Annotated in this window: 22 protein-coding genes and 1 riboswitch; of the genes, 19 read left to right on the top strand and 3 right to left on the bottom strand. The window is 48.5% G+C overall.

All coding sequences use genetic code 11. The annotated features are described in order from the left end of the window. The first annotated feature begins 110 nt into the window (after window positions 1–110). A riboswitch (purine riboswitch) is annotated at window positions 111–211 on the top strand. A 103-nt stretch (window positions 212–314) separates the two neighbouring features. Both VP98_RS02345 and VP98_RS02340 read left to right on the top strand, forming a co-directional pair. Then, entirely contained in the window at window positions 315–899 is a 585-nt protein-coding gene (locus tag VP98_RS02345) for a xanthine phosphoribosyltransferase (RefSeq protein ID WP_046173683.1), read from the top strand. Beyond that, window positions 896–2,200, top strand: a complete 1,305-nt coding sequence (locus VP98_RS02340; RefSeq protein WP_046173682.1) for a nucleobase:cation symporter-2 family protein — start codon at window positions 896–898, stop codon at window positions 2,198–2,200. Before VP98_RS02345 ends, VP98_RS02340 begins: the two co-directional genes overlap by 4 nt. Window positions 2,201–2,462: 262 nt before the next feature. Here VP98_RS02340 and VP98_RS02335 read toward each other — a convergent pair whose 3' ends face one another. After that, window positions 2,463–2,801, bottom strand: coding sequence for a spore coat protein (locus VP98_RS02335; RefSeq protein WP_046173681.1), 339 nt, complete (start codon window positions 2,799–2,801; stop codon window positions 2,463–2,465). Between the two features lie 20 nt (window positions 2,802–2,821). Further along, window positions 2,822–3,091: a ferritin family protein gene (locus VP98_RS02330; RefSeq protein ID WP_046173680.1), complete on the bottom strand. Its 270-nt coding sequence runs from the start codon at window positions 3,089–3,091 to the stop codon at window positions 2,822–2,824. A 590-nt stretch (window positions 3,092–3,681) separates the two neighbouring features. Here VP98_RS02330 and VP98_RS02325 point away from each other — a divergent pair. From VP98_RS02325 to VP98_RS02285, 9 genes are all read left to right on the top strand, one after another. Beyond that, window positions 3,682–4,059 carry a DUF2512 family protein gene (locus tag VP98_RS02325; RefSeq protein ID WP_231584110.1) on the top strand — a complete coding sequence of 126 codons (378 nt, stop codon included), beginning with the start codon at window positions 3,682–3,684 and terminating at the stop codon, window positions 4,057–4,059. A 145-nt stretch (window positions 4,060–4,204) separates the two neighbouring features. Continuing rightward, complete coding sequence (locus VP98_RS02320; protein WP_046173679.1) at window positions 4,205–4,429, top strand: hypothetical protein; 225 nt, start codon at window positions 4,205–4,207, stop codon at window positions 4,427–4,429. A gap of 167 nt (window positions 4,430–4,596) precedes the next feature. Then, window positions 4,597–6,087, top strand: a complete 1,491-nt coding sequence (locus VP98_RS18195) for a diguanylate cyclase (RefSeq protein ID WP_052712101.1) — start codon at window positions 4,597–4,599, stop codon at window positions 6,085–6,087. Window positions 6,088–6,198: 111 nt separating this feature from the next. After that, window positions 6,199–6,411: a KTSC domain-containing protein gene (locus VP98_RS02310; protein ID WP_046173678.1), complete on the top strand. Its 213-nt coding sequence runs from the start codon at window positions 6,199–6,201 to the stop codon at window positions 6,409–6,411. A 252-nt stretch (window positions 6,412–6,663) separates the two neighbouring features. Next, complete coding sequence (locus VP98_RS02305) at window positions 6,664–7,137, top strand: chemotaxis protein CheX (protein ID WP_046173677.1); 474 nt, start codon at window positions 6,664–6,666, stop codon at window positions 7,135–7,137. Between the two features lie 484 nt (window positions 7,138–7,621). Beyond that, window positions 7,622–11,242, top strand: a complete 3,621-nt coding sequence (locus tag VP98_RS02300; RefSeq protein WP_052712100.1) for a dynamin family protein — start codon at window positions 7,622–7,624, stop codon at window positions 11,240–11,242. Then, on the top strand, window positions 11,229–11,441 hold the full coding sequence (locus tag VP98_RS02295) for a hypothetical protein (RefSeq protein ID WP_046173676.1): 213 nt from the start codon (window positions 11,229–11,231) through the stop codon (window positions 11,439–11,441). Before VP98_RS02300 ends, VP98_RS02295 begins: the two co-directional genes overlap by 14 nt. Further along, complete coding sequence (locus VP98_RS02290) at window positions 11,413–12,237, top strand: sulfurtransferase (protein WP_046173675.1); 825 nt, start codon at window positions 11,413–11,415, stop codon at window positions 12,235–12,237. The genes VP98_RS02295 and VP98_RS02290 overlap by 29 nt, the downstream gene beginning before the upstream one ends. After that, a complete protein-coding gene (locus VP98_RS02285) occupies window positions 12,218–13,129 on the top strand; it encodes a 5'-3' exonuclease (RefSeq protein ID WP_046173674.1) in 912 nt (303 codons plus the stop codon). Before VP98_RS02290 ends, VP98_RS02285 begins: the two co-directional genes overlap by 20 nt. Window positions 13,130–13,296: 167 nt before the next feature. Here the strand turns inward: VP98_RS02285 and VP98_RS02280 are convergent, their stop codons facing one another. Further along, complete coding sequence (locus VP98_RS02280) at window positions 13,297–13,683, bottom strand: reverse transcriptase-like protein (RefSeq protein WP_046173673.1); 387 nt, start codon at window positions 13,681–13,683, stop codon at window positions 13,297–13,299. Window positions 13,684–13,735: 52 nt separating this feature from the next. On the opposite strand from VP98_RS02280, the gene VP98_RS02275 reads away from it, so the two are divergent. From VP98_RS02275 to VP98_RS02240, 8 genes are all read left to right on the top strand, one after another. After that, on the top strand, window positions 13,736–14,392 hold the full coding sequence (locus VP98_RS02275) for a reverse transcriptase-like protein (RefSeq protein ID WP_046173672.1): 657 nt from the start codon (window positions 13,736–13,738) through the stop codon (window positions 14,390–14,392). 22 nt (window positions 14,393–14,414) lie between these two features. Then, complete coding sequence (locus VP98_RS18435; protein WP_082087796.1) at window positions 14,415–14,591, top strand: zinc-finger domain-containing protein; 177 nt, start codon at window positions 14,415–14,417, stop codon at window positions 14,589–14,591. An 86-nt stretch (window positions 14,592–14,677) separates the two neighbouring features. Further along, the gene (gene mntR / locus VP98_RS02270; RefSeq protein WP_046173671.1) at window positions 14,678–15,097 is read left to right on the top strand and encodes a transcriptional regulator MntR; all 420 of its coding nucleotides are present in this window, start codon (window positions 14,678–14,680) and stop codon (window positions 15,095–15,097) included. 54 nt (window positions 15,098–15,151) lie between these two features. Next, a complete protein-coding gene (locus VP98_RS02265; RefSeq protein WP_046173670.1) occupies window positions 15,152–16,276 on the top strand; it encodes a conserved virulence factor C family protein in 1,125 nt (374 codons plus the stop codon). A gap of 14 nt (window positions 16,277–16,290) precedes the next feature. Beyond that, window positions 16,291–16,722, top strand: coding sequence for a BrxA/BrxB family bacilliredoxin (locus VP98_RS02260; RefSeq protein WP_046173669.1), 432 nt, complete (start codon window positions 16,291–16,293; stop codon window positions 16,720–16,722). Continuing rightward, window positions 16,719–17,507: a class I SAM-dependent methyltransferase gene (locus tag VP98_RS02255; protein WP_046173668.1), complete on the top strand. Its 789-nt coding sequence runs from the start codon at window positions 16,719–16,721 to the stop codon at window positions 17,505–17,507. Before VP98_RS02260 ends, VP98_RS02255 begins: the two co-directional genes overlap by 4 nt. Continuing rightward, a complete protein-coding gene (locus VP98_RS02250) occupies window positions 17,494–18,447 on the top strand; it encodes a thymidylate synthase (RefSeq protein ID WP_046173667.1) in 954 nt (317 codons plus the stop codon). Before VP98_RS02255 ends, VP98_RS02250 begins: the two co-directional genes overlap by 14 nt. Before the next feature lie 363 nt (window positions 18,448–18,810). Beyond that, window positions 18,811–20,724: a PTS mannitol transporter subunit IICBA gene (locus VP98_RS02240; RefSeq protein ID WP_046173665.1), complete on the top strand. Its 1,914-nt coding sequence runs from the start codon at window positions 18,811–18,813 to the stop codon at window positions 20,722–20,724. Window positions 20,725–20,800: the final 76 nt, after the last annotated feature.

Here is a 20,800-nt window from a genome sequence, read left to right as displayed (position 1 = left end):
CTCCCCTGTGTTGAAAAACAAATGAATCTTAACGAATAATCTGAAAAGTAAAATTAAAAATGTTCGTGTTTTGTATTGATTTTTCTGATTGTTATGCTATTATAATGACTATCAATTCAAACATATTCACTCATATAATCGCAGGAATTGGCCTGCAAGTTTCTACCGGAACACCGTAAATGATCCGACTATGAGTGAACAAGAGAACGGATTTTTTCCTGTTCGCTGCCTGAAGGCATTGTTCACTCTTTTTGAGGAATACGTTGCGCTTCAGGCTTTTTTGTGCCTGAAGACGAATCAGAGGAGGAAATACAATGAAACGTCTGCACGAAAAAATGGAACAGGAAGGACGCGTGTTATCAGAGCACGTTTTGAAAGTAGATTCGTTTTTAAATCATCAAATTGATCCGCAGCTGATGAAGGAAATTGGAGAAGCCTTTGCCGATCGGTTTGGGGACGCGGGCATTACCAAAATCGTCACGCTTGAATCAAGCGGCATTGCTCCGTCTGTTATGACGGGACTTGTGCTCGGCGTTCCTGTCATCTTTGCACGCAAACGCCAGTCGCTCACCATGACGGATGATTTGCTGACAGCGGATGTTTACTCGTTTACAAAAGAAACAACAAACCGGATTGCTGTTTCCGGCTCTTTTTTAACAGAAGACGACACCGTACTGATTATTGATGACTTTTTGGCAAACGGGCAGGCGGCGCTCGGACTTCTTGATATTGTAACGCAGGCGGGCAGCTCGGTTGCCGGCATTGGCATTGTGATTGAAAAATCTTTCCAAAATGGGCGGGCGCTGCTTGAAAAAGAAGGCATCCGGGTAGAGTCGCTCGCGCGCATCGATTCTCTTCAAAATGGGCAGATCCAGTTTAAAGCGGAGGTGCCGCAATGAACCCGAATCGTTTAAAAACCGCATCGCTTGGCATCCAGCACGTTCTGGCCATGTACGCCGGTGCGGTGCTCGTTCCGCTTATTGTAGGCGGTGCTGTTGGCATGGATGCTGCCCAGTTAACGTATCTTGTTTCCATTGATATTTTCATGTGCGGGATTGCGACGCTCCTGCAGGTGTACCGCGGCAAATGGGTCGGCATCGGCCTGCCCGTTGTGCTTGGGTGTACATTTACCGCTGTCAGCCCGATGATCGCGATTGGTGCCGCAAACGGCGTTTCCGCAATTTACGGCGCGATCATCGCATCGGGTGTTTTTGTTTTGCTCGTTGCACCATTTTTCAGCCGGCTCGTCCGCTTTTTCCCGCCGGTGGTGACGGGGTCGGTTGTTACGATTATTGGCTTAACGCTTGTTCCTGTAGCGATGAACAATATGGGCGGCGGACAGGGAAGCCCGGACTTCGGCTCTTCCGAAAACATTACGCTTGCTTTTGCCACACTGGCTATTATTCTGGTCCTGTACCGGTTTTTCGAAGGCTTTGCCCGCTCGATTTCAGTGCTGATTGGCCTTTTGGCAGGCACGGCGATTGCCGCCTTTATGGGGAAAGTTGATTTTTCCGCGGTAACAGAGGCTTCCTGGTTTCACTTTATTCAGCCGTTTTACTTCGGCATTCCATCATTTGAGTGGACAGGCGTTATTACTATGATTTTAGTGGCGATGGTCAGCCTTGTAGAATCAACCGGCGTGTACTTTGCCATTTCCGATATTTGCGATGAAGAGGTAACGGAAAAAGACCTGGCGAAAGGCTACCGGGCAGAAGGGCTTGCGATTGTATTGGGCGGAATCTTTAACGCGTTTCCATACACTGCTTTTTCACAAAATGTCGGGCTGATGCAGCTGTCGGGCATTAAGTCACGGAATGTTATTTTTTACACAGCCGGCTTTTTAATCCTGCTTGGCCTGGTGCCGAAAATCGGCGCTTTTACGACCATCATTCCATCGAGTGTGCTGGGCGGGGCCATGATTGCCATGTTCGGTATGGTGGTAGCGCAGGGCATTAAAATGCTTGGCCGGGTCGATATGAATGCCCAGGAAAACCTGCTGATTATCGCCTGCTCCGTCGGCCTTGGCCTTGGCGTAACCGTTGTGCCGGATTTGTTTGCCGGCCTGCCGGGCGGCGTGCAGATTTTAACGGGCAACGGCATTGTGGCGGGCAGCGTTACAGCGATTGTGTTAAATATTATTTTCAATGAGATCGGACGCAAAAAAGCGCCCGTTTCTGTCGTGGAAAACAAAGTTTCTTAAAAAAACAGTCAGGCTGTTGACAAACGTTCGCTTTCGGCGTCACTTGCCGGCTGCGTTTCTGGAAAGCTAAACGTTTTCAATCAGCCTGCTTTCTAACTTTGTCTACACTCTGAAAGTTTCTTAAAAGAAACAGTCTCATGCTTTAAAAGTATAAAAAATGAATACGTCACCTGCAGTTCTTTATATGAAAAGAAGTGCGAGTGACGTATTTTTTGTTCAAATAATGAAAACTTTTGATGATAAATTGGAGTTAATTTTGCATTTAATAAGGAAATTGCGAAGAGTAATTGCCAAATTGCTTATACGCTTTATCAATTTTCTGCTGTTCCTCGGCTTCAAGCTTGTACCAGCCGTTTTGAAACATCAAATGATAAAGCTCACGGCAGCTTTGATGTGTTTCGGTAAGAATCTGAAGCATGTCCGAATACAGCTGTTCGTGGCTTGCTTCGCGTACAGCAATATTTAAGCTGTCCGTTAAATATTTACAGGTGCTGAGGCCATCATTAAGAAAATCCCGGTCGTTCATATCGGGACTTTTTACTTTTGGCAATTGCCCTGTCTGAGGATTGGCAATTTGATTCTGGTTCTGCTGGTTTGACATTTATTCCGCCTCCGTTTCGTTTATTGCCCCTGCTGCTGTTCGGGCAGGCTGGCTAATGCAGCATTGTTATCGACCTGCAGATGGGCAAGCAGCTTTTGAAAGTGGTCCTGGTGCATTTTTCCTGCTCTGTCGAGTGCCTGCTGGATATCTGGATTGCTTACCTGCTGGGCAAAGAAATGAAATTTCTTAAAGGCAAGAAGCTCCCACGATAAAGCATCCTTTAAATAAAGCAGATCTTTTGTTGAGAGAGCTCTGGGCGGATAAGGAATGGGCGCTTGGTTATTCTGCATGAAAAAGCTCCTTTCATCTCGTCGGATTTCACATATATAGAATGAACAACCAGGAGGCTTATTATGCAGAAAATGGATACACATGGTCAAATGCTCTTGTTAAAAAATTTAACTGAAGCCCATCGTTTTTAAGATGGCTTTATAATTAAAGTAAAAGAACTGGAAGCCAATTAAGGGGATAAAAAGATGGATGTTTTATTAAACAATACGATCCATTAAAAAACACACTGGCCTCTGCAAGGGCGCGTTACGCTGGCTTTATGATCCTGATAGTGTTGACTTGATCCATGAAGCCGTCTCCAGTGAACAGGCGCCAACGGAGAAAGAAAACGCATATTAGTGTCGGCAGCAGGGTTGGTACTAATATTAATACGGATATTTATAAATCTCCAGCTTTAAAGCAGCAGGTGTAGCGGCGGTATAAAAAGAGCGGGGGAAAGTTGGAGCCATTGTGCTGCTTGTGAAACATGGCAGGCTGAAACAAGTAATCAATACGAAAGCTGAAGGAGGTTTTAAACCGGTGCCAGGTGGTTATTATGTTTTGGGTAGTAAACAGCTGGAAAAGAAAAGGAGGAATAGCGTTGGTCCATATGAAAGCCATCGTTCTTAAATTTCTTATGACTGCGGCGATCCTTGGCGTGATACTTACTGGCATTTGCGGCGTGGCGTTTAAAATCACACTTCTTATTAGTGGTGTTCTGACAATTACTGCTTATATATTTGGGGATTTAATCGTTTTCCAGGGAGTAGGCAAAGACTATAAGCGTTATGTACACCCTGCGCAAAGAAATGCCGTTGCTGCTGTTTCGGACGCTATAATTGCTTTCTTTATTATCTGGCTTATGATCAGAACACAGTTTATGAGCGGTGATATCCTGGCTGTTTCCTTGAGTTCTGCCGCCAGCATTGCAGCGGGGGAATGGTTTTTTCATAAGTACCTGGACAAGCATGTACTGGTCTTTTATTAGCGGCCCGGTGATGGGACGCTTGAAACCGGCATTGGATAAAATGGGCGGCCGGTGAAAAACTAAACAGCATCGAATGTGAAAACGAGGGAAAAGCCGCGCATCCAGTCCGTGCGAGTGCTGGCCCGCAGAAAAGAGGATCAGTTCATTGAAAATGATGTATACCGGCGAGAAAATGGTGATTACGGGTGACGAGTCCTTACTGAATCGAATTGACGGAAAGAACCTGGGGGGCATTGATATAAGGGATATCCGCCTTGATGCTGATGAGCTGGCCAGGCTGTATGATATTGCTTCCGCTGAAAAAACAGAGGAGAATATCAAGCGTTACGCTCTGGCAAAAGAAAAATATCTCGCAAAATACAATGCATAAAGAGCGGTCACACAGGGGCTGCTCTTTTTTTGTTATGTGCGTCCTTTTTTCCGAAGTGACAAATGGGAATTTGTGAATAAATAATGAAAACGTTGTCTAGCCGGCTATTTCATTGTAGAATAAAATAATGTTATAGATCAAATTTACTATCCGGAAGAGGCAGGACTGTGTATAGAGACTTAATTATCAATCTGGCAATTATCATCTCGTTTTTAGCTGTTTCAGGGGAAGCATTCAAGCATCAGCCGATGTATTCGTCAAAGAGAACCAAAATTATGGGCGGTGTTTTTGCTGGCGTAATTGGAATTATCTTAATGACTTTTTCCATTCAGGTAACAGAGACAATTATCATCGACCTGCGGCTTTTCACCATCATTTTGGCGGTTATATACGGCGGCATGCTGAGCGGAACGATCGCAGCTATTATTTGTTCAGTAAGCCGGGTGCTCTTATTTGGGGTTAACGAATCATCCGTTACAGCCGTAGTGATTTTTATTTTGTTTACTGTGGCATGTGCGCTCATACGTAAAACAAATCTTACAGTATTCAGGAAATTTATGGTGATGAATGCAGGCAGTGTGGTCCTTGTTTCCATTGCGCTCGTTTTTTTGATGGAAGATACGCAGAAGTTAGCGAAAACACTCCTGTACTTCGGGGGAGTATGTGCAGTCGGCGGCTTTGTTATTTACTATATTTCGAGCTATATTGTGCGGTCAAATGAGAATTTCAGAAAGCTGCAGCTGTTTGAAAAGGTCCTGGAAACGACCCAGCAGGGCATCATGATTACAGATGCGAAAGGAAAAATTGTCTTTGTAAATGGCGGATTTACAAGTATAACGGGCTATTCACCTGAAGAAGCTTTGCAGCAAAATCCCCGTATGCTGAAGTCGGGAAAGCATGATCCGGCGTTTTACCGGAAAATGTGGAAGGATCTTAAGCATACAGGACAATGGAAAGGAGAAATTTGGAATAAGGGCAAGGATGGACATGCATACGCAGAGTTAATTAATATAAGCGAAGTAACCGATAAATTCGGAAATACGATGAATTATGTGGGTGTTTTTACGGATATTACTGAATTAAAAGAAGCAGAGAGAAAAATGCAGGAAGCCAATGAACGCCTGCAGGCTATCTCATCTCTCGATGGATTGACCGGCATTGCGAACCGCCGTACGTTTGATGGCTTGCTGGAAAAAGAATGGAACCGAGCTCTCCGCTATCAGCAGCCTCTCTCTCTTATTATGCTGGATATTGATTATTTTAAAAAATTCAATGACACATACGGGCATTTAGAAGGGGATGACTGCTTGAAAAAAGTAGCGGCTGCTTTAGCAGGTTCCGTTCCCCGCCCTGCCGATGCAGCTGCGCGGTACGGCGGAGAAGAATTTGCGGTTATTCTTCCAGATACAAACGAAAAACAAGCTCACCTTATCGCGGAAACCATGCGGAAAGCCATTGTGTCATTACAAATTCCCCATATTCAGTCTGCCGTCAGCTCCAGCGTCACAGTAAGTGTAGGCGCAGCCACCATGCTTCCAGAACAGGCGGTAGAACCCGACCAGCTTATCCGCTGCGCAGACCGGGCGCTGTATAACGCAAAAGAAAACGGGCGGAATCAGGTGAAAGTGTATCAGTTCAATTTACAAGAAGTAAAGTAAACAAGTCCGAGCAGCCTCTCTTTTTTTTAGAGCGGCTGCTTTTTCGTTTAAACAACCCGGCAAAAAGGAAAGGGTAATGAAAAACGAGGCAGCAGAGAGGAGCGCAAATCAATGGAATTGGAGCCTGTTTCGTCCACTCATTTGAAGCGGGCCGGATACGACCCGTTCCACCAAATTCTCCGGATTGAATTTCAAGACCAGAGCATATACGACTACAAGAATGTTCCGGAATACGTTTATAGAAGCTTGATGAAAGCAAAATCGCACGGGAAGTACCATGCCGAATTTATTAAAGAACGTTACCCATACACAAGGGTTTGGTGATAGAAGAATAAGTTTTTCGCTTTTAAATCGAAGGTGCGGGTAAAGAAGCGGGGACAATGGCTATTATTCATGATGAAGACGGCCGAATTGAAAAGAGCAGTACAATTATCAAAACTAAGAACAGCTGCCGGGGAAATATTCTTCTCCGGCGTTTCTTCAGCTTAATATATAGACCAAACGACTTGGTAAAAAAGGGCTGACATATGTGCGTTTTTCCTGTAAAATAGGAAGAAACACACGGGGGTGGCTACTATGGCCAATGGCCAGCAGGATCAAAGCAATGTTGTTAAAGAAGTATTAAACTGCGCCGTCAGTGCCATGAAGGCAATTATTCCAGCGGAATTGACAGTTGGAAAGCCAGTTTTATTAAATGGGTCTTTTGACCATCATGCCATAGGGGTATTTATCGGAGTGACCGGTGACCTGCCGGGACGCATTATTCTTGTTGGAAAAGAAGAGGCGTTTGCAAGTCTTGGAACCAGGATGTTTGGGATGCCGATTGAAGGACCGATGGTTGAATCATTTGCCGGCGAAGTCGTCAATATGATCGCTGGAAACATGGGTGTTTCCCTGTCTGAAAAAGGGGTTGCTATTGATATTACACCGCCAACCATTATTGTAGGAGATTCGAAAATTTCGGGATTTAAACAGGCAATTGAACTGCCTTTGTCGTTTCAGGATGCCGGAGAATACCGGCTTGTGCTGAGCATTGAACACGGGGCTTAACAAAAGCGCCTGCAGGACTGTCGATAAAACCGCCACTCTCAGGCTGGCGGAAAACTACATTAAAACGATTTTTTTGAATAAAGCTGGTAGGTGAAGCCGGCCGGACGAAAACTCCACCTGCCGGCTCTTTTTGTCATGCTGTTGAGTAAGGTTTAAAAGAAAATAGAGCTTCATAACAGCGTTTTTTTCGTTGTATTCTTTTTTGAAAGATGATAAGATACCATTGAGGATGAAAATTATTATCAATTAAGAAAGAGGGCGTTTTGATGGTCTGGTTATTTACGGCCGCAACAGTTGTTATTTACGGCGGAGTAATGAAATATGTGCTTGATCATACGGCAAAAGGAAACAAAGCGCCTGCTTTAAAAAAATAATCGCTCAAGGATGCAGAGGACGAAAGATTTCGGGCCGCTGTATCCTTTTTTATTGGGGAAAAATCGTATACAATAAAAGAAAACGCATTGCACCAAAGGGGATGTCATTTATGGAAACGCAAACAGCCGAGCGGATGCTTGAATTAATCCGTGCCCGCACTGCCCGTTTATACGAACAATTTATACATAATGGAGATATCGAACGCGCTGACAAAGCGGCGCTGTTTCTCCGCAAGCTGCATGATAATGAATTTATCGTGGCGTTTTGCGGCCACTTTTCAGCCGGCAAATCAACGATGATTAATGAACTGGCCGGAGAAGCGCTTTTGCCGTCAAGCCCGATTCCAACAAGTGCGAATGTGGTGAAAATCAAGCCTGCCAGGGAAGATTACGCAAAAATTCACTACCATCAAGGACGGCCTCTGCTTTTTCAGGCGCCGTACGACATGGACCATGTGAAAAAGTTTGCGAAAGACGGAGATGAAGTGGCATCCATTGAAATCGGGCACGCCGGCTCCAGCCTGCCGCCGGATGTGACGGTTATGGACACCCCGGGAGTCGATTCCACAGATGACGCCCACCGGATTTCTACTGAATCCGCGCTGCATCTTGCGGACATGGTGTTTTACGTAATGGATTACAACCACGTGCAGTCGGAACTGAATTTTATTTACACAAAAGAGCTTTTGTCCCATGGCGTTAAGCTTTATTTGATTATTAATCAGATTGATAAGCATAAAGAGGAAGAGCTGTCCTTTGACGCATTCCGGCAGTCGGTCAAAGAATCGTTTGCAACGTGGAATGTGGAGCCGGAAGCTTTTTTCTTTACCAGCCTGCGCAAACGGGATCTTCCGTATAACGATTTTGATGAAGTCCAGAAATTGATTCATGACAGCATGGAAAACCGGGAGCAGCTGGCCGAGCAGTCCGCCCAGACGATGATGAACCGGCTTGTGCATGAGCATATGGAATGGCTGGCCGAGCAGCAGAAGCAGACGGCGCAGCCGTTTAAGACAGTTGTAGAAGAAGCAGGGGCTCTGTCCATTGAAGATAAAGAAGCGTCTCTTCGTTCTGAATTAACAAAACGCGACGCAGCGGCCTGGATAAAGCAATATGAGGAAAAGCGTGATGATGTGCTGAAAAATGCGATTCTAATGCCGGCCGCTGTACGGGAACTGGCCCGCGGCTATTTGGAATCCACACGGCCGGATTTTAAAGTAGGAATGCTGTTTGCGAAAAAGAAAACAGAAGAAGAGCGGGAGCGCCGTCTGCACGCTTTTGTGACAGATTTAACAAAACAGGCCGAATCACAGCTTGCCTGGGCGGTCCGCCAGGTGAGCGCTGCCTGGCTGAAAGAAACCGGCCTCGATGAACCGGCTCTTGCCCTAAAAGCCGAGGAGCTGGCGGTTCCCGTTGATGAATCTGTTGCCAGAGCGGCGGTAAAGCCGGGCGCTGGCGTAACCGGAGATGCCGTGCTTAATTATGCGGAAGACGTGGCGTCCCTGGTCAAAAAGCGCGCGCGTGAAGTATCGGACAGGTGGAAGGAAGAAGCCGTCCCTGTTTTAAAGGAGCAGTTCCGCAGCGAGTATGCGGCGTTCGAAGCAGACCACCGGGTATGGGCGCAGCGGCTGGAGGCGAAACAATACCTGCGTGCACTGGAGGAAGAACGGACGGAGCGTGAGCAGGCGCTGCGCCAGATTGTCGCAGATGAAGATCCCGTGCTGCCGCGCGTGCTGCAAAAGCTGCAGGAGCAATGGCAGGCGGAAGATGGGGAAGCCGTGCTGTATGACGGCGTTGAACAGTGGACCGCGGCGACACTTGAGAAAGAGGAAGCTCCGGAAGAGAGACCTGAGCCTGCTGGCGAAGCCGGAGATGCAGAAGCGGCCGCGGCAAGGCTTCGTAAAATGGCTTCCCGCCTTCAAAGTGTACCGGGCTTTGCCCGCTTTGTGGACGGAGCTATTCAAAAAGCAGAGCGGCTCGAAAACCGGACGTACACGATTGCTCTTTTCGGTGCGTTTTCTGCCGGAAAGTCTTCGTTTGCGAATGCCCTGCTTGGAGAAAAAGTGCTGCCGGTTTCACCAAATCCGACAACGGCTGCGGTAAACCGTATTCATCCGGTAGACGGCACGCATGAACACAGGACCGCAGATGTTCACCTGAAGCCCGGCTCTGTTATGCTTGCCGACGTGAATGCGTCACTTGAATTGTTTGGCCGGAGCGCTTCTTCTTTGGATGACGCGTATAATATTGTGCCCGGGGTTCTTTCTGCGAATGAAGGAGAAGGAAAAGAAAAAATTCACCTCTCTTTCCTGCGGGCTTTCCACGCCGGCTACAAGGATTACCAGACGCAGGCAGGCGAAACGATCTGCGTGGACCTTGAAACGTTTAAGCAGTATGTGGCGGACGAAAAGAAAAGCTGCTATGTGGAGTCGATTGATTTGTATTATGACTGTGATTTTACCCGCCTTGGCATTACGCTTGTTGACACGCCGGGAGCGGATTCGATCAATGCCCGCCATACAGGCGTGGCTTTTGAGTATATTAAAAATGCGGATGCCATTTTGTTTGTGACGTATTACAACCATGCGTTTTCCAAAGCCGACCGTGAATTTCTTATTCAGCTTGGCCGGGTCAAGGATGCGTTTGAGCTCGATAAAATGTTTTTTATCATTAATGCGATTGACCTGGCGGCAGACCAGGAAGAATTGAATGATGTAAAAGCATATGTGCGCGATCAGCTGCTTCAATACGGCATCCGGTTCCCTAGGCTGCATGGAGTATCTAGCATGCTGGCGGTGCAGGAAGCAATGCGCGGTGAGTGGGAGCATCCGAAGTCCGGCATGAAGGAGTTTAAAGAGCCGTTCCGCGCCTTCTTGCATCAGGACCTGGCGCATATGGCGGTACAGTCGGCAGAAGCGGAGGCGGAGCGCGGCGTAAGCCAGCTTCAGAAATTGATTGCGGCAGCAAGGGAAAGCATTCATCAGGGAGAGCAGAAAAAAGCGGAGCTTCACGACAAAAAAAGCCGAATTATCTCTGTCATTAAGCAGGAAGGAACAGTCCTGGAGAAAAAACGGATGGAACAGGAGCTTGATGAGCTTGTTCACTATGTGAAACAGCGGGTATTTTACCGTTTCTCCGATTTTTTCAAGGAGTCGTTTAATCCGGCGACCTTGAGTGGAAATGCAGACATTAAAGCGGCTCTTCAAAAAGCGCTTGGCGAGCTTTTGCAGTCAGTTGGGTATGATCTGGCCCAGGAAATGCGGGCCACCTCTATCCGGGTGGAAAACCATGGCCGCAGGCTGATCGAGGACAAACAGGCGCGTTTTGAACAAAAGGCGGCAATGATTGAGCCGGAGCTTTTGCTGTCCGGAACAGAAACAGGAAAGCTCATTGTGCCTGATTTTGAGACGGCATTCCAGGATGCGAAGCTCGGAGCTTTTTCCGCTGCGCTGGCACTGTTTAAAAACGCCAGATCATTCTTTGAAAAAAATGAAAAGCAGACGATGATGCAGACGCTGCAGGAGCAAATGGAAGGGATGGCGGACGCCTACTTAGCAGAGCAGAAAGAAGTGCTTCTTCAAAACGCACACCGCTTTATTGACGGCGGGACAGAAGAAGTGAAAAAAGCAGCGCTTCTTGATGTAACTGAGCAGTTTGATGCGTGGCTGCTCGTATTTGAGCAAAACGGAAACCTGCAGGAGTGGGAGCAGATTCTTCGTGACATCTCGTAATTCGCGCTTTCATGCCTGTGCAACGTGCCGCCACTTCCAGGCGCTAAAGCAGCAGGGAAGTATGCTGTATAAATGCGGCCGGCTCGGGTATGAAACAAACCCGGGCTGCCGGTTTAACTGCTGGGACCCGAAAGACCATGTGAAAAAATTAATGGAGAAGGAGCGATTGGATGATCGTTACAACCGACTGGCTGAATGAAAATCTGGAGCAGGCTGCCATTTTTGACTGCCGGTTTAACCTGGCAGACCCGGCAGAAGGAGCGGCCCTGTACGAAAAAAGCCACATACCCGGCGCATATTATGCGCATTTAGACCATCACTTATCCGGCGAAAAGGGGCAGGGAGGCGGACGTCATCCACTTCCCGATATGACCGTGTTTCAGGCGTTTATGGAAAGCTGCGGCGTCTCGGATGATACCCCCGTTGTAGCGTATGATGACGGTGTTTCGATGTTTGCCGGCCGGCTCTGGTGGCTGCTCTCCTATGCCGGACACCAAAATGTGTTTATTTTAGACGGCGGCTTTTCCGCCTGGACCGAAGCGGGACTGCCGGTGACAGATGAAAAGCCGGAACGCCGGACGGGCCGGCTGACGCTTGAGCTTCAGGAGGATATGGCTGCGGACGCGGAGGAAGTGGCATCCGGCTCGGCGCTGCTCATTGACTCGCGCGCGTCCGAGCGATATTTGGGCGAAACCGAGCCGCTTGACCGGGTGCCGGGGCACATTCCTGGCGCCATCAACCGGTTTTTTGGAGAAGCAATGGAAAAGGGAAAATGGAAGCCTGCTTCTGAACAAAAGAAACGGTTTGCCGGTATTGACCGGGACAAACCAATTATTGTTTATTGCGGTTCGGGTGTATCCGCCACTCCTAACATTATCGCCCTGAAGCAGGCCGGCTTTACTAATGTGAAATTATACCCGGGCAGCTACAGCGACTGGTCAAGCGATGAGTTACGCCCGATTGAAACAGAAAGGCATGATATTTTTGACAAATGAAAAATTACTGCTTGTGGATGGAATGGCGCTTTTGTTCCGTTCTTTTTATCAAACAGCGCCAAGCGGCCGGTTTATGTTTAATGAACAGGGAGTGCCGACCAATGCGGTCCATGGCCTGATCCGCCATCTGTTTGCGGCAGCTGACCGCATCCGGCCGACCCATATTACGGTTTGCTGGGATATGGGAAAAAACACCTTCCGAACCGATATGTTTGATTCCTATAAAGCGCACCGGCCCGCTCCGCCCGCCGAGCTGGTGCCGCAGTTCAGCCTGGCGCAGGAAGCAACGGCTGCGTTTTCTCTTCTTAATGCCGGAGTGAAAAACTTTGAAGCGGATGACTGCATCGGCACCATTTCGAAATGGACCAGAGGCATTGAAACGTACATTTTAACAGGAGACCGGGATTTATTGCAGCTATTAAACGGCCATAATTATGTATGGCTTCTCCAAACCGGCTACGGCAACTGGAAGTCGTATGATGCTGCCCTGTTCCGTGAAGAATACGGCATCGAGCCGGAGCAGTTTCATTATGTAAAAGCGCTGATGGGCGATGCGGCGGACGGATACCCCGGCGTAAAAGGCATCGGTGAAAAAACGGCCGTAAAGCTGATTCGCGAATTTGGTACAACAGACGGCGTGCTGGAAGGAATCGAAAAGCTGACCCCATCCGTCCAGAAAAAGCTGCGGGAAGGCGAGGAAATGCTCCGCATGTCAGAAAAATTAGCTCAAATTCATTATGATGTGCCGCTGGAATGGTCAATGGAGCAGGCGAAATATACCGGCGCAGCGGACCGGGCCGTTTCCTTTATTGAGGCGAACGGCATGAAGGGGCTGGCGAAATTTGCCCGCCATACCGGTTATATAGAAGTAGATCCGTTTGGCTTTGACTAGGACAAGAGCCGTGATGAGTCCGTGAGCCAAAACAGCCGCAGATGAACGTCAATGAAAAAGAATCGTCATCTATAAAGGAGAATCGGTCCAAGCGTTTAGGGATAAAGCAGACCGGGCATTATATGATATCAAGCAAAGCGGTCCGGCCATAACCGGCCGGCCGCCGGTTAACGGTTGGCCCGGACCGCATTTTTGGCTTCCTGGTCCGCTTTGTTCTGCTTGGATGGAATCCATTTAACAAAAAAAAGCGGAAATTCATCGGCCATTGTTAAAATCGTTTGAAGAAGCGGCTTGTAGGCCGGCTTGTGAATATATTCTTTTTCAATGGCGGCAACTACGGTCTGCGAGTCGCTTCGCAGTGAAACCGTCTGGGCACCGCGTTCCTTGCACAGCTCAAGCGCCTTAATCACCGCCGTAAATTCAGCTGCATGTGTGTCCATTTCGCCAAGCGGAATGGAAAAACGCTCGGTTTTGCCGTCCCGGCGGATAACAACGCCTGCACCCGCCTGCCCTGGATCACCGGTGGAAGCCCCATCCGTATATACTTCAAACATCTTGATTCCCCCGATCTTTTTCTTTTTTATTTTAAAGAATGGAGGCTGCAAAATGCAAATGACAATTCGGTTTATGTATGAGTTTAAAGGCATGAAAACCGTGTTTACCTCTGACCCGGTTGACCGCCAGCTTGTGCTCAGGCTGACGGATGATCTTTTAAAAACCGGCCGTGCCAAAGAAATCGAAATTATTGATGAGCTTGGACATGAGTGGACACTGAAGGAGTTTAAAAAATTAAACGAACAGCTGGATGAAGAGCCGGAAAAAATCACCGTTTTGTTCGATGGCAGTTTTGATGTAGAATCAAGCAGCGCCGGTGTGGGAACCGCCATTTATTATTCAAAGGGAGGACGCCGGTACCGGCTGCGGGAAAATGCGGAGCTGTCCGGGCTCGAATCCAATAATGAGGCCGAGTATGCAGCGCTGTATTTTGCTATGCAAAAGCTGGAAGAACTTGGTGTTAAAAGCCAGCCGGTTACCATTTCCGGCGATTCGCTGACAGTATTAAACCAGCTGGAAGGGGACTGGCCCTGCTACGAAGAAAGCCACGCCAGGTTTCTGGCACGGATCGAAGAAAAAATGATGTCAATGCGCATTAAGCCGCTTTACAAACCAATCGATAGAAGGCACAATAAAGAAGCTGACCAGCTTGCGCGCCAAGCGCTTTTTGGGACGTCAATCTCAAGCAACGCTGAGATTGGGATTTAATGTGAAAGGCAGGTGCCGCGTGTTGAGCCGAACTCAACTTTTGCTCGAAGTAGAAGAGATATTAAATACGTACTGCAAAGACTGCCTCGTCAAAAGCACATTGCGCAAAGAAAAAGGCAAAATTGCTGCTCATAAATTCTGTATTACTGAATGCACGGTCGGGGAAAAATTGAAACAGTACGGAGATAAGCTATCGTAAGCCGGCTCTTGCCCGGCTTTTTCCTTGTTTAGCGGAAATAGTTATAGTACACTTTTATTGATGAGAATGTCAGGGGGAACGTCCTTATGCCGACACCGAGTATGGAGGATTACATAGAGCAGATTTATCTGCTGATTAATACAAAAGGATATGCGCGTGTCTCGGATATCGCCGGCGCACTGTCGGTCCATCCGTCCAGCGTAACGAAAATGGTCCAGAAGCTCGATAAAGATGAATACCTTGTGTACGAGCGGTACCGGGGGCTTATGTTGACGGCGAAGGGGCAAAAAATCGGCCGGCGCCTGGTAGAGCGGCACGATCTGCTTGAGCGGTTTTTGTCGGTGATCGGAGTAGATGAAACGCACATTTACGAGGATGTAGAAGGAATTGAACATCATTTAAGTTCCGATTCTATCAACCGGATCGCAGACCTGGTGGAATATTTTGAAGAAGACCCGAAGCGCATTGAGGCGCTGAAAAAGGTAAATGAACGAAACAAGGAATAAATCCGTCCCCGAGCCTGGACGGATTTTTTTCCAAACGAGGAGGAGGAGTCCAGCATGAAGATTGTTAAAATCGAGCCGACGCCGAGCCCGAATACAATGAAAGTTATTTTGGATGAAGAGCTTGCGGCAGGCAAAAGCACCAATTACAAGCCGGAGACTGCAGAAGGAGCGCCCGAAATAATCCAGGCTATTTTAAAAATTGAGGGTGTCAAAGGTGTGTACCACGTCGCCGACTTTATCGCTCTTGAGCGGAACGGGCGCTACGACTGGCAGGATATCCTGCCAAATGTCCGCGCTGCATTCGGTGAAACGGATGCGGAGGAAACAGCTGCCAAGCCGCTGGAGCATTTTGGAGAAGTGGAAACCTTTATCCAGGTATATAAAGGCGTTCCGCTGCAGTTAAAGCTTGTTTCGGCAGACGAGGAAAAGCGGGTGGCGCTTCCGGATTACTGTCAGGAAGCTTTCGCCGAGCTGACGAGAGACGGCGGCGACAATTATATTTTAGAGCGCAAATGGCAGGAATTCGGCATCCGGTACGGAGAGCTTGAAGCGATCGCGCCGGAGCTGATGGAAGAAGTGATGGCGGCTTACCCGAAGGAGCGGGTTGAACGGCTCGTTGAAGCGGCAAAAGCAGGCGGTCCGCTCGTGCAGCATAAAGAGCACGGCATCAAGCCGGAAAAAGACGCCTGGCTTGCGGAATCCGACTGGCGGACGCGCTATCAGCAGTTTGAGCAGATGCCGGACCCGGATCTCGACGATATGCCGCTTTTAGAAGCAGCGCTGAATGATGAAAAAGCGGCGATTCGCCGGCTGGCGGTTGTGTATGCCGGCATGATTGAAGATAAACAGATTCTGCCGGTGCTTTACAAAGCGCTTGAAGACCCGGCCGTTACCGTGCGGCGGACAGCAGGAGACTGCCTGAGCGATCTTGGCTTCCCGGAAGCAGAGGACGCGATGATTCAGGCGCTGAAGGACAAAAGCAAAATTGTCCGCTGGCGTGCCGCGATGTTTTTATATGAGGCGGGCAGTGAGGCCGCACTTCCGGCTCTGCATGAAGCAGCCGATGATCCTGAGTTTGAAGTGAAAATGCAGGTATTAATGGCGATTGAGCGGATTGAAGGCGGAGAACAGGCCAAAGGCTCGGTCTGGAAGCAAATGACCGAAGCCCGCAATCAATAAAGGAGGAAGAAAATATGAATGCCTATGAAGAATACATGAAGCAAATGGTCATTCCAATGCGTGCCGAGCTGACCAATGCCGGCTTTACGGAACTGACTACGGAAGAAGAAGTAAATAATTATATGGAATCAGCGGAAGGAACAACGCTTGTTGTCATTAACTCCGTCTGCGGCTGCGCGGCGGGCCTTGCCCGTCCGGCGGCTGCCCAGGCGGCCATGAACGAGCATGCACCGGATCATCTTGTGACGGTTTTTGCCGGGCAGGATCGTGAAGCAACGGCAGCGATGCGCGCGTGGATGCCGGAATATGAGCCGTCCTCGCCGTCTATGGCGCTGTTAAAAGGAAACAAGGTCGTTCATTTTGTGCCCCGCCACGAAATTGAAGGACAGGACCTTGGCGCCATTATTTCCAATTTAACAACGGCGTTTGACCAGCACTGCCAGTGATTGTCACAACGTCGCAGCGGGCAGACAGAGCTGTAAAACAAAAAGCAGCCCTGCTTGCTGAAAGGTTTCACGCTTCATATATAGAACGGAAAAAGCAGCCGGTGACCAAGCTGGCTGCTTTTTATGAGTGTCCGGTGCTGCTTGTCTCCAAAGAGCGGCTCGAGCTGCACAGCGGCGAAGGAAGCCCGTTCTTTTTTCATCCGGGCTCGGCCATGTTCCGGGTCAAGCGGCTTCTTTCCGGCGGGGAGGATGAGCTGGTAAAGGCGTGCGGCCTTGCCCCTGGCATGTCATTTCTCGACTGTACAATGGGGCCGGCTGCCGACAGCATAACCGCCTCGGCCGCTGTCGGTGAGTCCGGATGGATCCAGTCGCTGGAAGCGAATCCGTATATTGCCCATATTGTCCAGGAAGGGCTGAAGTCCTGGGTGGACGGACCGGCCGAGCTTGTTGAAGCAATGCGGAGCATTCAAGTGGAAGCGGCCGATTACTATATGTATTTAAAAAATGTGCCGGATGCGTCGTTTGACGTTGTATATTTTGATCCGATGTTTGAAGAAGCCGTTGAATCAAGCGGCATTGCGCCGCTTCGCCCGCATGCAGCGTACACCGATTTAACGGTGGAGGCGGTGGCGGAGGCAAAGCGGATTGCGAGGCGCCGGGTCGTGCTGAAGGACCATTTCCGCTCGGAGCGGTTTGCAAAGTTCGGCTTTCGCCAGCAGATCCGCAAAACGTCAAAATTTCATTTCGGCGTAATTGAAAAGGGGGATTCAGGTGAGCAGCAGTGAACAGCAATACCTTGATTTATGCCGGGACATTTTGGAAAACGGCAATAAAAAAGAAGACCGGACCGGCACGGGAACGATCTCGGTGTTTGGCCGGCAGATGCGCTTTAATCTTGCCGAAGGATTTCCGATGCTGACAACAAAACGGGTGCCGTTTAAGCTTGTCGCCTCGGAAATGCTCTGGTTTTTAAAAGGCGATACGAATATCCGCTACTTGCTTCAGCATAACAATAACATCTGGAATGAATGGGCGTTTAAGCGCTGGGTGGAAAGCAACGAATACGAGGGTCCGGACATGGCGGATTTCGGCCGGCGGGCGCTCGTGGACGAGGAGTTCGCCGAGCAGTATAACGGGCAGATGGAGCTTTTTAAGCAGCGGGTGCTCGAAGATGAAGCATTCGCCGCCCAATACGGCGAGCTCGGGGATGTATACGGCCGGCAGTGGCGCGCCTGGAAAACATCGCTTGGCGAAACAATTGACCAGATTGGCGATGTCATTGAAATGATCAAAAAAACACCGGACTCCCGGCGCCTGATTGTGTCCGCCTGGAACCCGGAAGACGTGCCGTCCATGGCGCTGCCTCCGTGCCATACGATGTTCCAATTTTATGTGGCAGACGGAAAGCTCTCCTGTCAGCTTTACCAGAGGTCAGGAGATGTTTTCCTTGGAATTCCGTTTAATATTGCCGGCTATTCGCTGCTGACGCATTTGATTGCGAATGAATGCGGCTTAGATGTTGGCGAGTTTGTACACACGATCGGTGATGCGCATATTTACACAAACCATATTGAGCAGGTAAAAACGCAGCTGGCACGCGAGCCAAAAGCGCTGCCGGCCCTCCAGCTTACAAAAGGAAAGTCCTTATTTAACATCGAGCTTGACGATATGAAACTGTCCGGCTATGATCCGCATCCAGCGATCAAGGCACCGGTAGCCGTGTAAAAACCGGCTCAGCCTGCTTTTTCATTTTGTCTATACTCTAAACCGGCTTCGGCCGGTTTTTTTATGCAGTTTTTCGGGAAAAAAAAGACAAACCGGCTGGCAAACGGCTTGAAGAGGCATGCAGCAACTTCTCAAGCGGAGATCTACTCATTCTTCAGAAAGGAGCTGATCCATGGCGGTGACGCTGTTTTTTTGAACAAAAGGATAAAAAAGCGATATTTGCCCGTAACGTATCAGCCTTCTTTCTTTGAGAAACAATACTTTTGTCTTTAGATCTGCGACAAACTTGGTTTTTAACTTTATTGATGCCATTTATTTTGTGGGATAGGATAAAAATAAACTACTATTTAAAGGAGTGAGAGCATGTCGCAATCTAATGTAAAAGTGGCTGTGCAAAAGTTTGGGAACTTCCTTAGCTCAATGGTCATGCCGAATATATCTGCATTTATCGCATGGGGGTTAATTACAGCTTTATTTATTCCAACAGGCTTTGTTCCAAATGAAAGCCTTGCCAAAATGGTCAGCCCAATGGTGACCTATTTGCTTCCAATTTTGATCGGATACACAGGAGGCAAGCTCGTCCATGAGCAGCGCGGAGCTGTTGTCGGCGCCATCGCAACGATGGGGGTTATAGCCGGAGCAGACATTCCGATGTTCCTTGGCGCAATGGTAATTGGTCCGCTCGGCGGATGGGTCATCAAGAAATTCGACCAGATGATTGAAGGAAAAGTCCGCGCCGGGTTTGAAATGCTTGTCAATAACTTCTCTGCAGGGATCCTTGGAGCTATTCTCGCCATTCTTGCTTTCCTCGGCGTAGGCCCTGTTATTGATGCCTTCACAGGCTGGCTTGTAGCAGGTGTTGACTGGCTGGTTGGAACAGGACTTCTGCCATTAACAAGTATCCTGATCGAACCTGCCAAAGTGTTATTCTTAAACAACGCAATCAATCACGGTGTTCTGTCACCAATCGGTGTCGAACAGGTAAAAGAAACCGGTCAATCCGTTTTGTTCCTTCTGGAAGCAAATCCCGGCCCCGGTATCGGTGTCCTGCTTGCGTATATGTTTTTTGGTAAAGGTACAGCGAAGAAGTCTGCGCCTGGTGCAGGAATCATTCACTTCTTTGGCGGTATCCACGAGATTTATTTCCCGTATATTTTGATGCGCCCGATGCTTTTCGTTGCGGTAATTCTTGGCGGAATGAGCGGTGTGTTTACACTGGTTCTGCTGGGCGGAGGCTTATTCGCTCCGTCATCACCGGGAAGCATTATCGCCATCACAGCGGTAACACCTCATCATGCAAGTGCTTATATTGCTAACTTTGCAGGTGTACTGGTGGCGGCTGCCGTGTCCTTTATTGCCTCTTCTTTCATTTTAAAAACAGGCAAGCAGGGCGAGGAAGACATTGAAGAAGCTGCAAAGAAAATGCAGGAAATGAAAGGGAAAAAAAGCTCCGTATCCAATGTATTTGCAGGAGAGCAGGGGGCTTTGCCTGACAACGTTACGAAAATTATTTTTGCCTGTGATGCCGGAATGGGATCTAGTGCTATGGGTGCATCCCTTCTTCGCAAAAAGGTAAAAGAAGCGGGAATGGATATTTCCGTTACGAATACAGCGATCAGCAGCCTGCCGGCTGATGCCCAGATCGTCATCACCCAGGAAGAGCTGACACCGAGAGCAAAGAATAAAGTGCCAAATGCTTATCACGTTTCTGTTGATAACTTCCTGTCAAGCCCGGAATACGATAAGCTGATCAGTGAGCTGAAGTTCCCGGCAAATTCGGAGCTTCAGGAAATAGTGGACGATGCAGAAGAGCACGGTACGGATAATGAGGGCCAGGAAACTGCCCATGATGATGACCTGCTCCGTCCGGAAAACGTATTTTTAAACCAGCAGTTTGCGAATAAAGAGGAAGCCATCCGCTTTGCGGGCAGAGTCCTGGCTGATGCCGGCTATGTAAATGAAAGCTATATTGACGCGATGGTTGAGCGGGATAATATGACTTCTACGTATATGGGAAATGATGTGGCAATCCCGCATGGAACGGAAGCAGCAAAGAAAGATGTGATCAAGTCAGGCTTTACGGTTCTTCAGGTGCCGGACGGCGTTGATTTTGACGGTCAAAAGGCACGTTTGATTTTCGGCATTGCCGGAAAAGACGGCACACATCTTGAAATTCTATCCGGGATAGCGGTAACGTGCTCGGATATGGACAATATCGAGAAAATGGCGCAGGCCAAAACTGCCCAGGAAATTATCGATATTATCGGCAAGAAATAAACCGGATTTTACTTTGTAGATAGAAAAGCGCTAAAACGCGCTTTTCTATTCATTATTTTTAAATCAGTTTATTCAG

Source organism: Domibacillus indicus, assembly GCF_000970685.1.
Classification (GTDB): Bacteria; Bacillota; Bacilli; order Bacillales; family Domibacillaceae; genus Domibacillus; species Domibacillus indicus.
This window is presented reverse-complemented; position numbering and strand designations above follow the sequence as displayed.

What these genes read in the sequence shown, in the direction of transcription:
- VP98_RS02290 (WP_046173675.1), top strand. Translation starts at nt 11,413, where the DNA reads ATGATCGTTACAACCGACTGGCTGAATGAAAATCTGGAGCAGGCTGCC.
- VP98_RS02305 (WP_046173677.1), top strand. Translation starts at nt 6,664, where the DNA reads ATGGCCAATGGCCAGCAGGATCAAAGCAATGTTGTTAAAGAAGTATTA.
- VP98_RS02340 (WP_046173682.1), top strand. Translation starts at nt 896, where the DNA reads ATGAACCCGAATCGTTTAAAAACCGCATCGCTTGGCATCCAGCACGTT.
- VP98_RS02280 (WP_046173673.1), bottom strand. Translation starts at nt 13,683, where the DNA reads ATGTTTGAAGTATATACGGATGGGGCTTCCACCGGTGATCCAGGGCAG.
- VP98_RS02260 (WP_046173669.1), top strand. Translation starts at nt 16,291, where the DNA reads ATGAATGCCTATGAAGAATACATGAAGCAAATGGTCATTCCAATGCGT.
- mntR (WP_046173671.1), top strand. Translation starts at nt 14,678, where the DNA reads ATGCCGACACCGAGTATGGAGGATTACATAGAGCAGATTTATCTGCTG.
- VP98_RS02300 (WP_052712100.1), top strand. Translation starts at nt 7,622, where the DNA reads ATGGAAACGCAAACAGCCGAGCGGATGCTTGAATTAATCCGTGCCCGC.
- VP98_RS02275 (WP_046173672.1), top strand. Translation starts at nt 13,736, where the DNA reads ATGCAAATGACAATTCGGTTTATGTATGAGTTTAAAGGCATGAAAACC.
- VP98_RS02310 (WP_046173678.1), top strand. Translation starts at nt 6,199, where the DNA reads ATGGAATTGGAGCCTGTTTCGTCCACTCATTTGAAGCGGGCCGGATAC.
- VP98_RS02345 (WP_046173683.1), top strand. Translation starts at nt 315, where the DNA reads ATGAAACGTCTGCACGAAAAAATGGAACAGGAAGGACGCGTGTTATCA.
- VP98_RS02335 (WP_046173681.1), bottom strand. Translation starts at nt 2,801, where the DNA reads ATGTCAAACCAGCAGAACCAGAATCAAATTGCCAATCCTCAGACAGGG.
- VP98_RS02285 (WP_046173674.1), top strand. Translation starts at nt 12,218, where the DNA reads ATGATATTTTTGACAAATGAAAAATTACTGCTTGTGGATGGAATGGCG.
- VP98_RS02240 (WP_046173665.1), top strand. Translation starts at nt 18,811, where the DNA reads ATGTCGCAATCTAATGTAAAAGTGGCTGTGCAAAAGTTTGGGAACTTC.
- VP98_RS02330 (WP_046173680.1), bottom strand. Translation starts at nt 3,091, where the DNA reads ATGCAGAATAACCAAGCGCCCATTCCTTATCCGCCCAGAGCTCTCTCA.
- VP98_RS02325 (WP_231584110.1), top strand. Translation starts at nt 3,682, where the DNA reads ATGAAAGCCATCGTTCTTAAATTTCTTATGACTGCGGCGATCCTTGGC.
- VP98_RS02265 (WP_046173670.1), top strand. Translation starts at nt 15,152, where the DNA reads ATGAAGATTGTTAAAATCGAGCCGACGCCGAGCCCGAATACAATGAAA.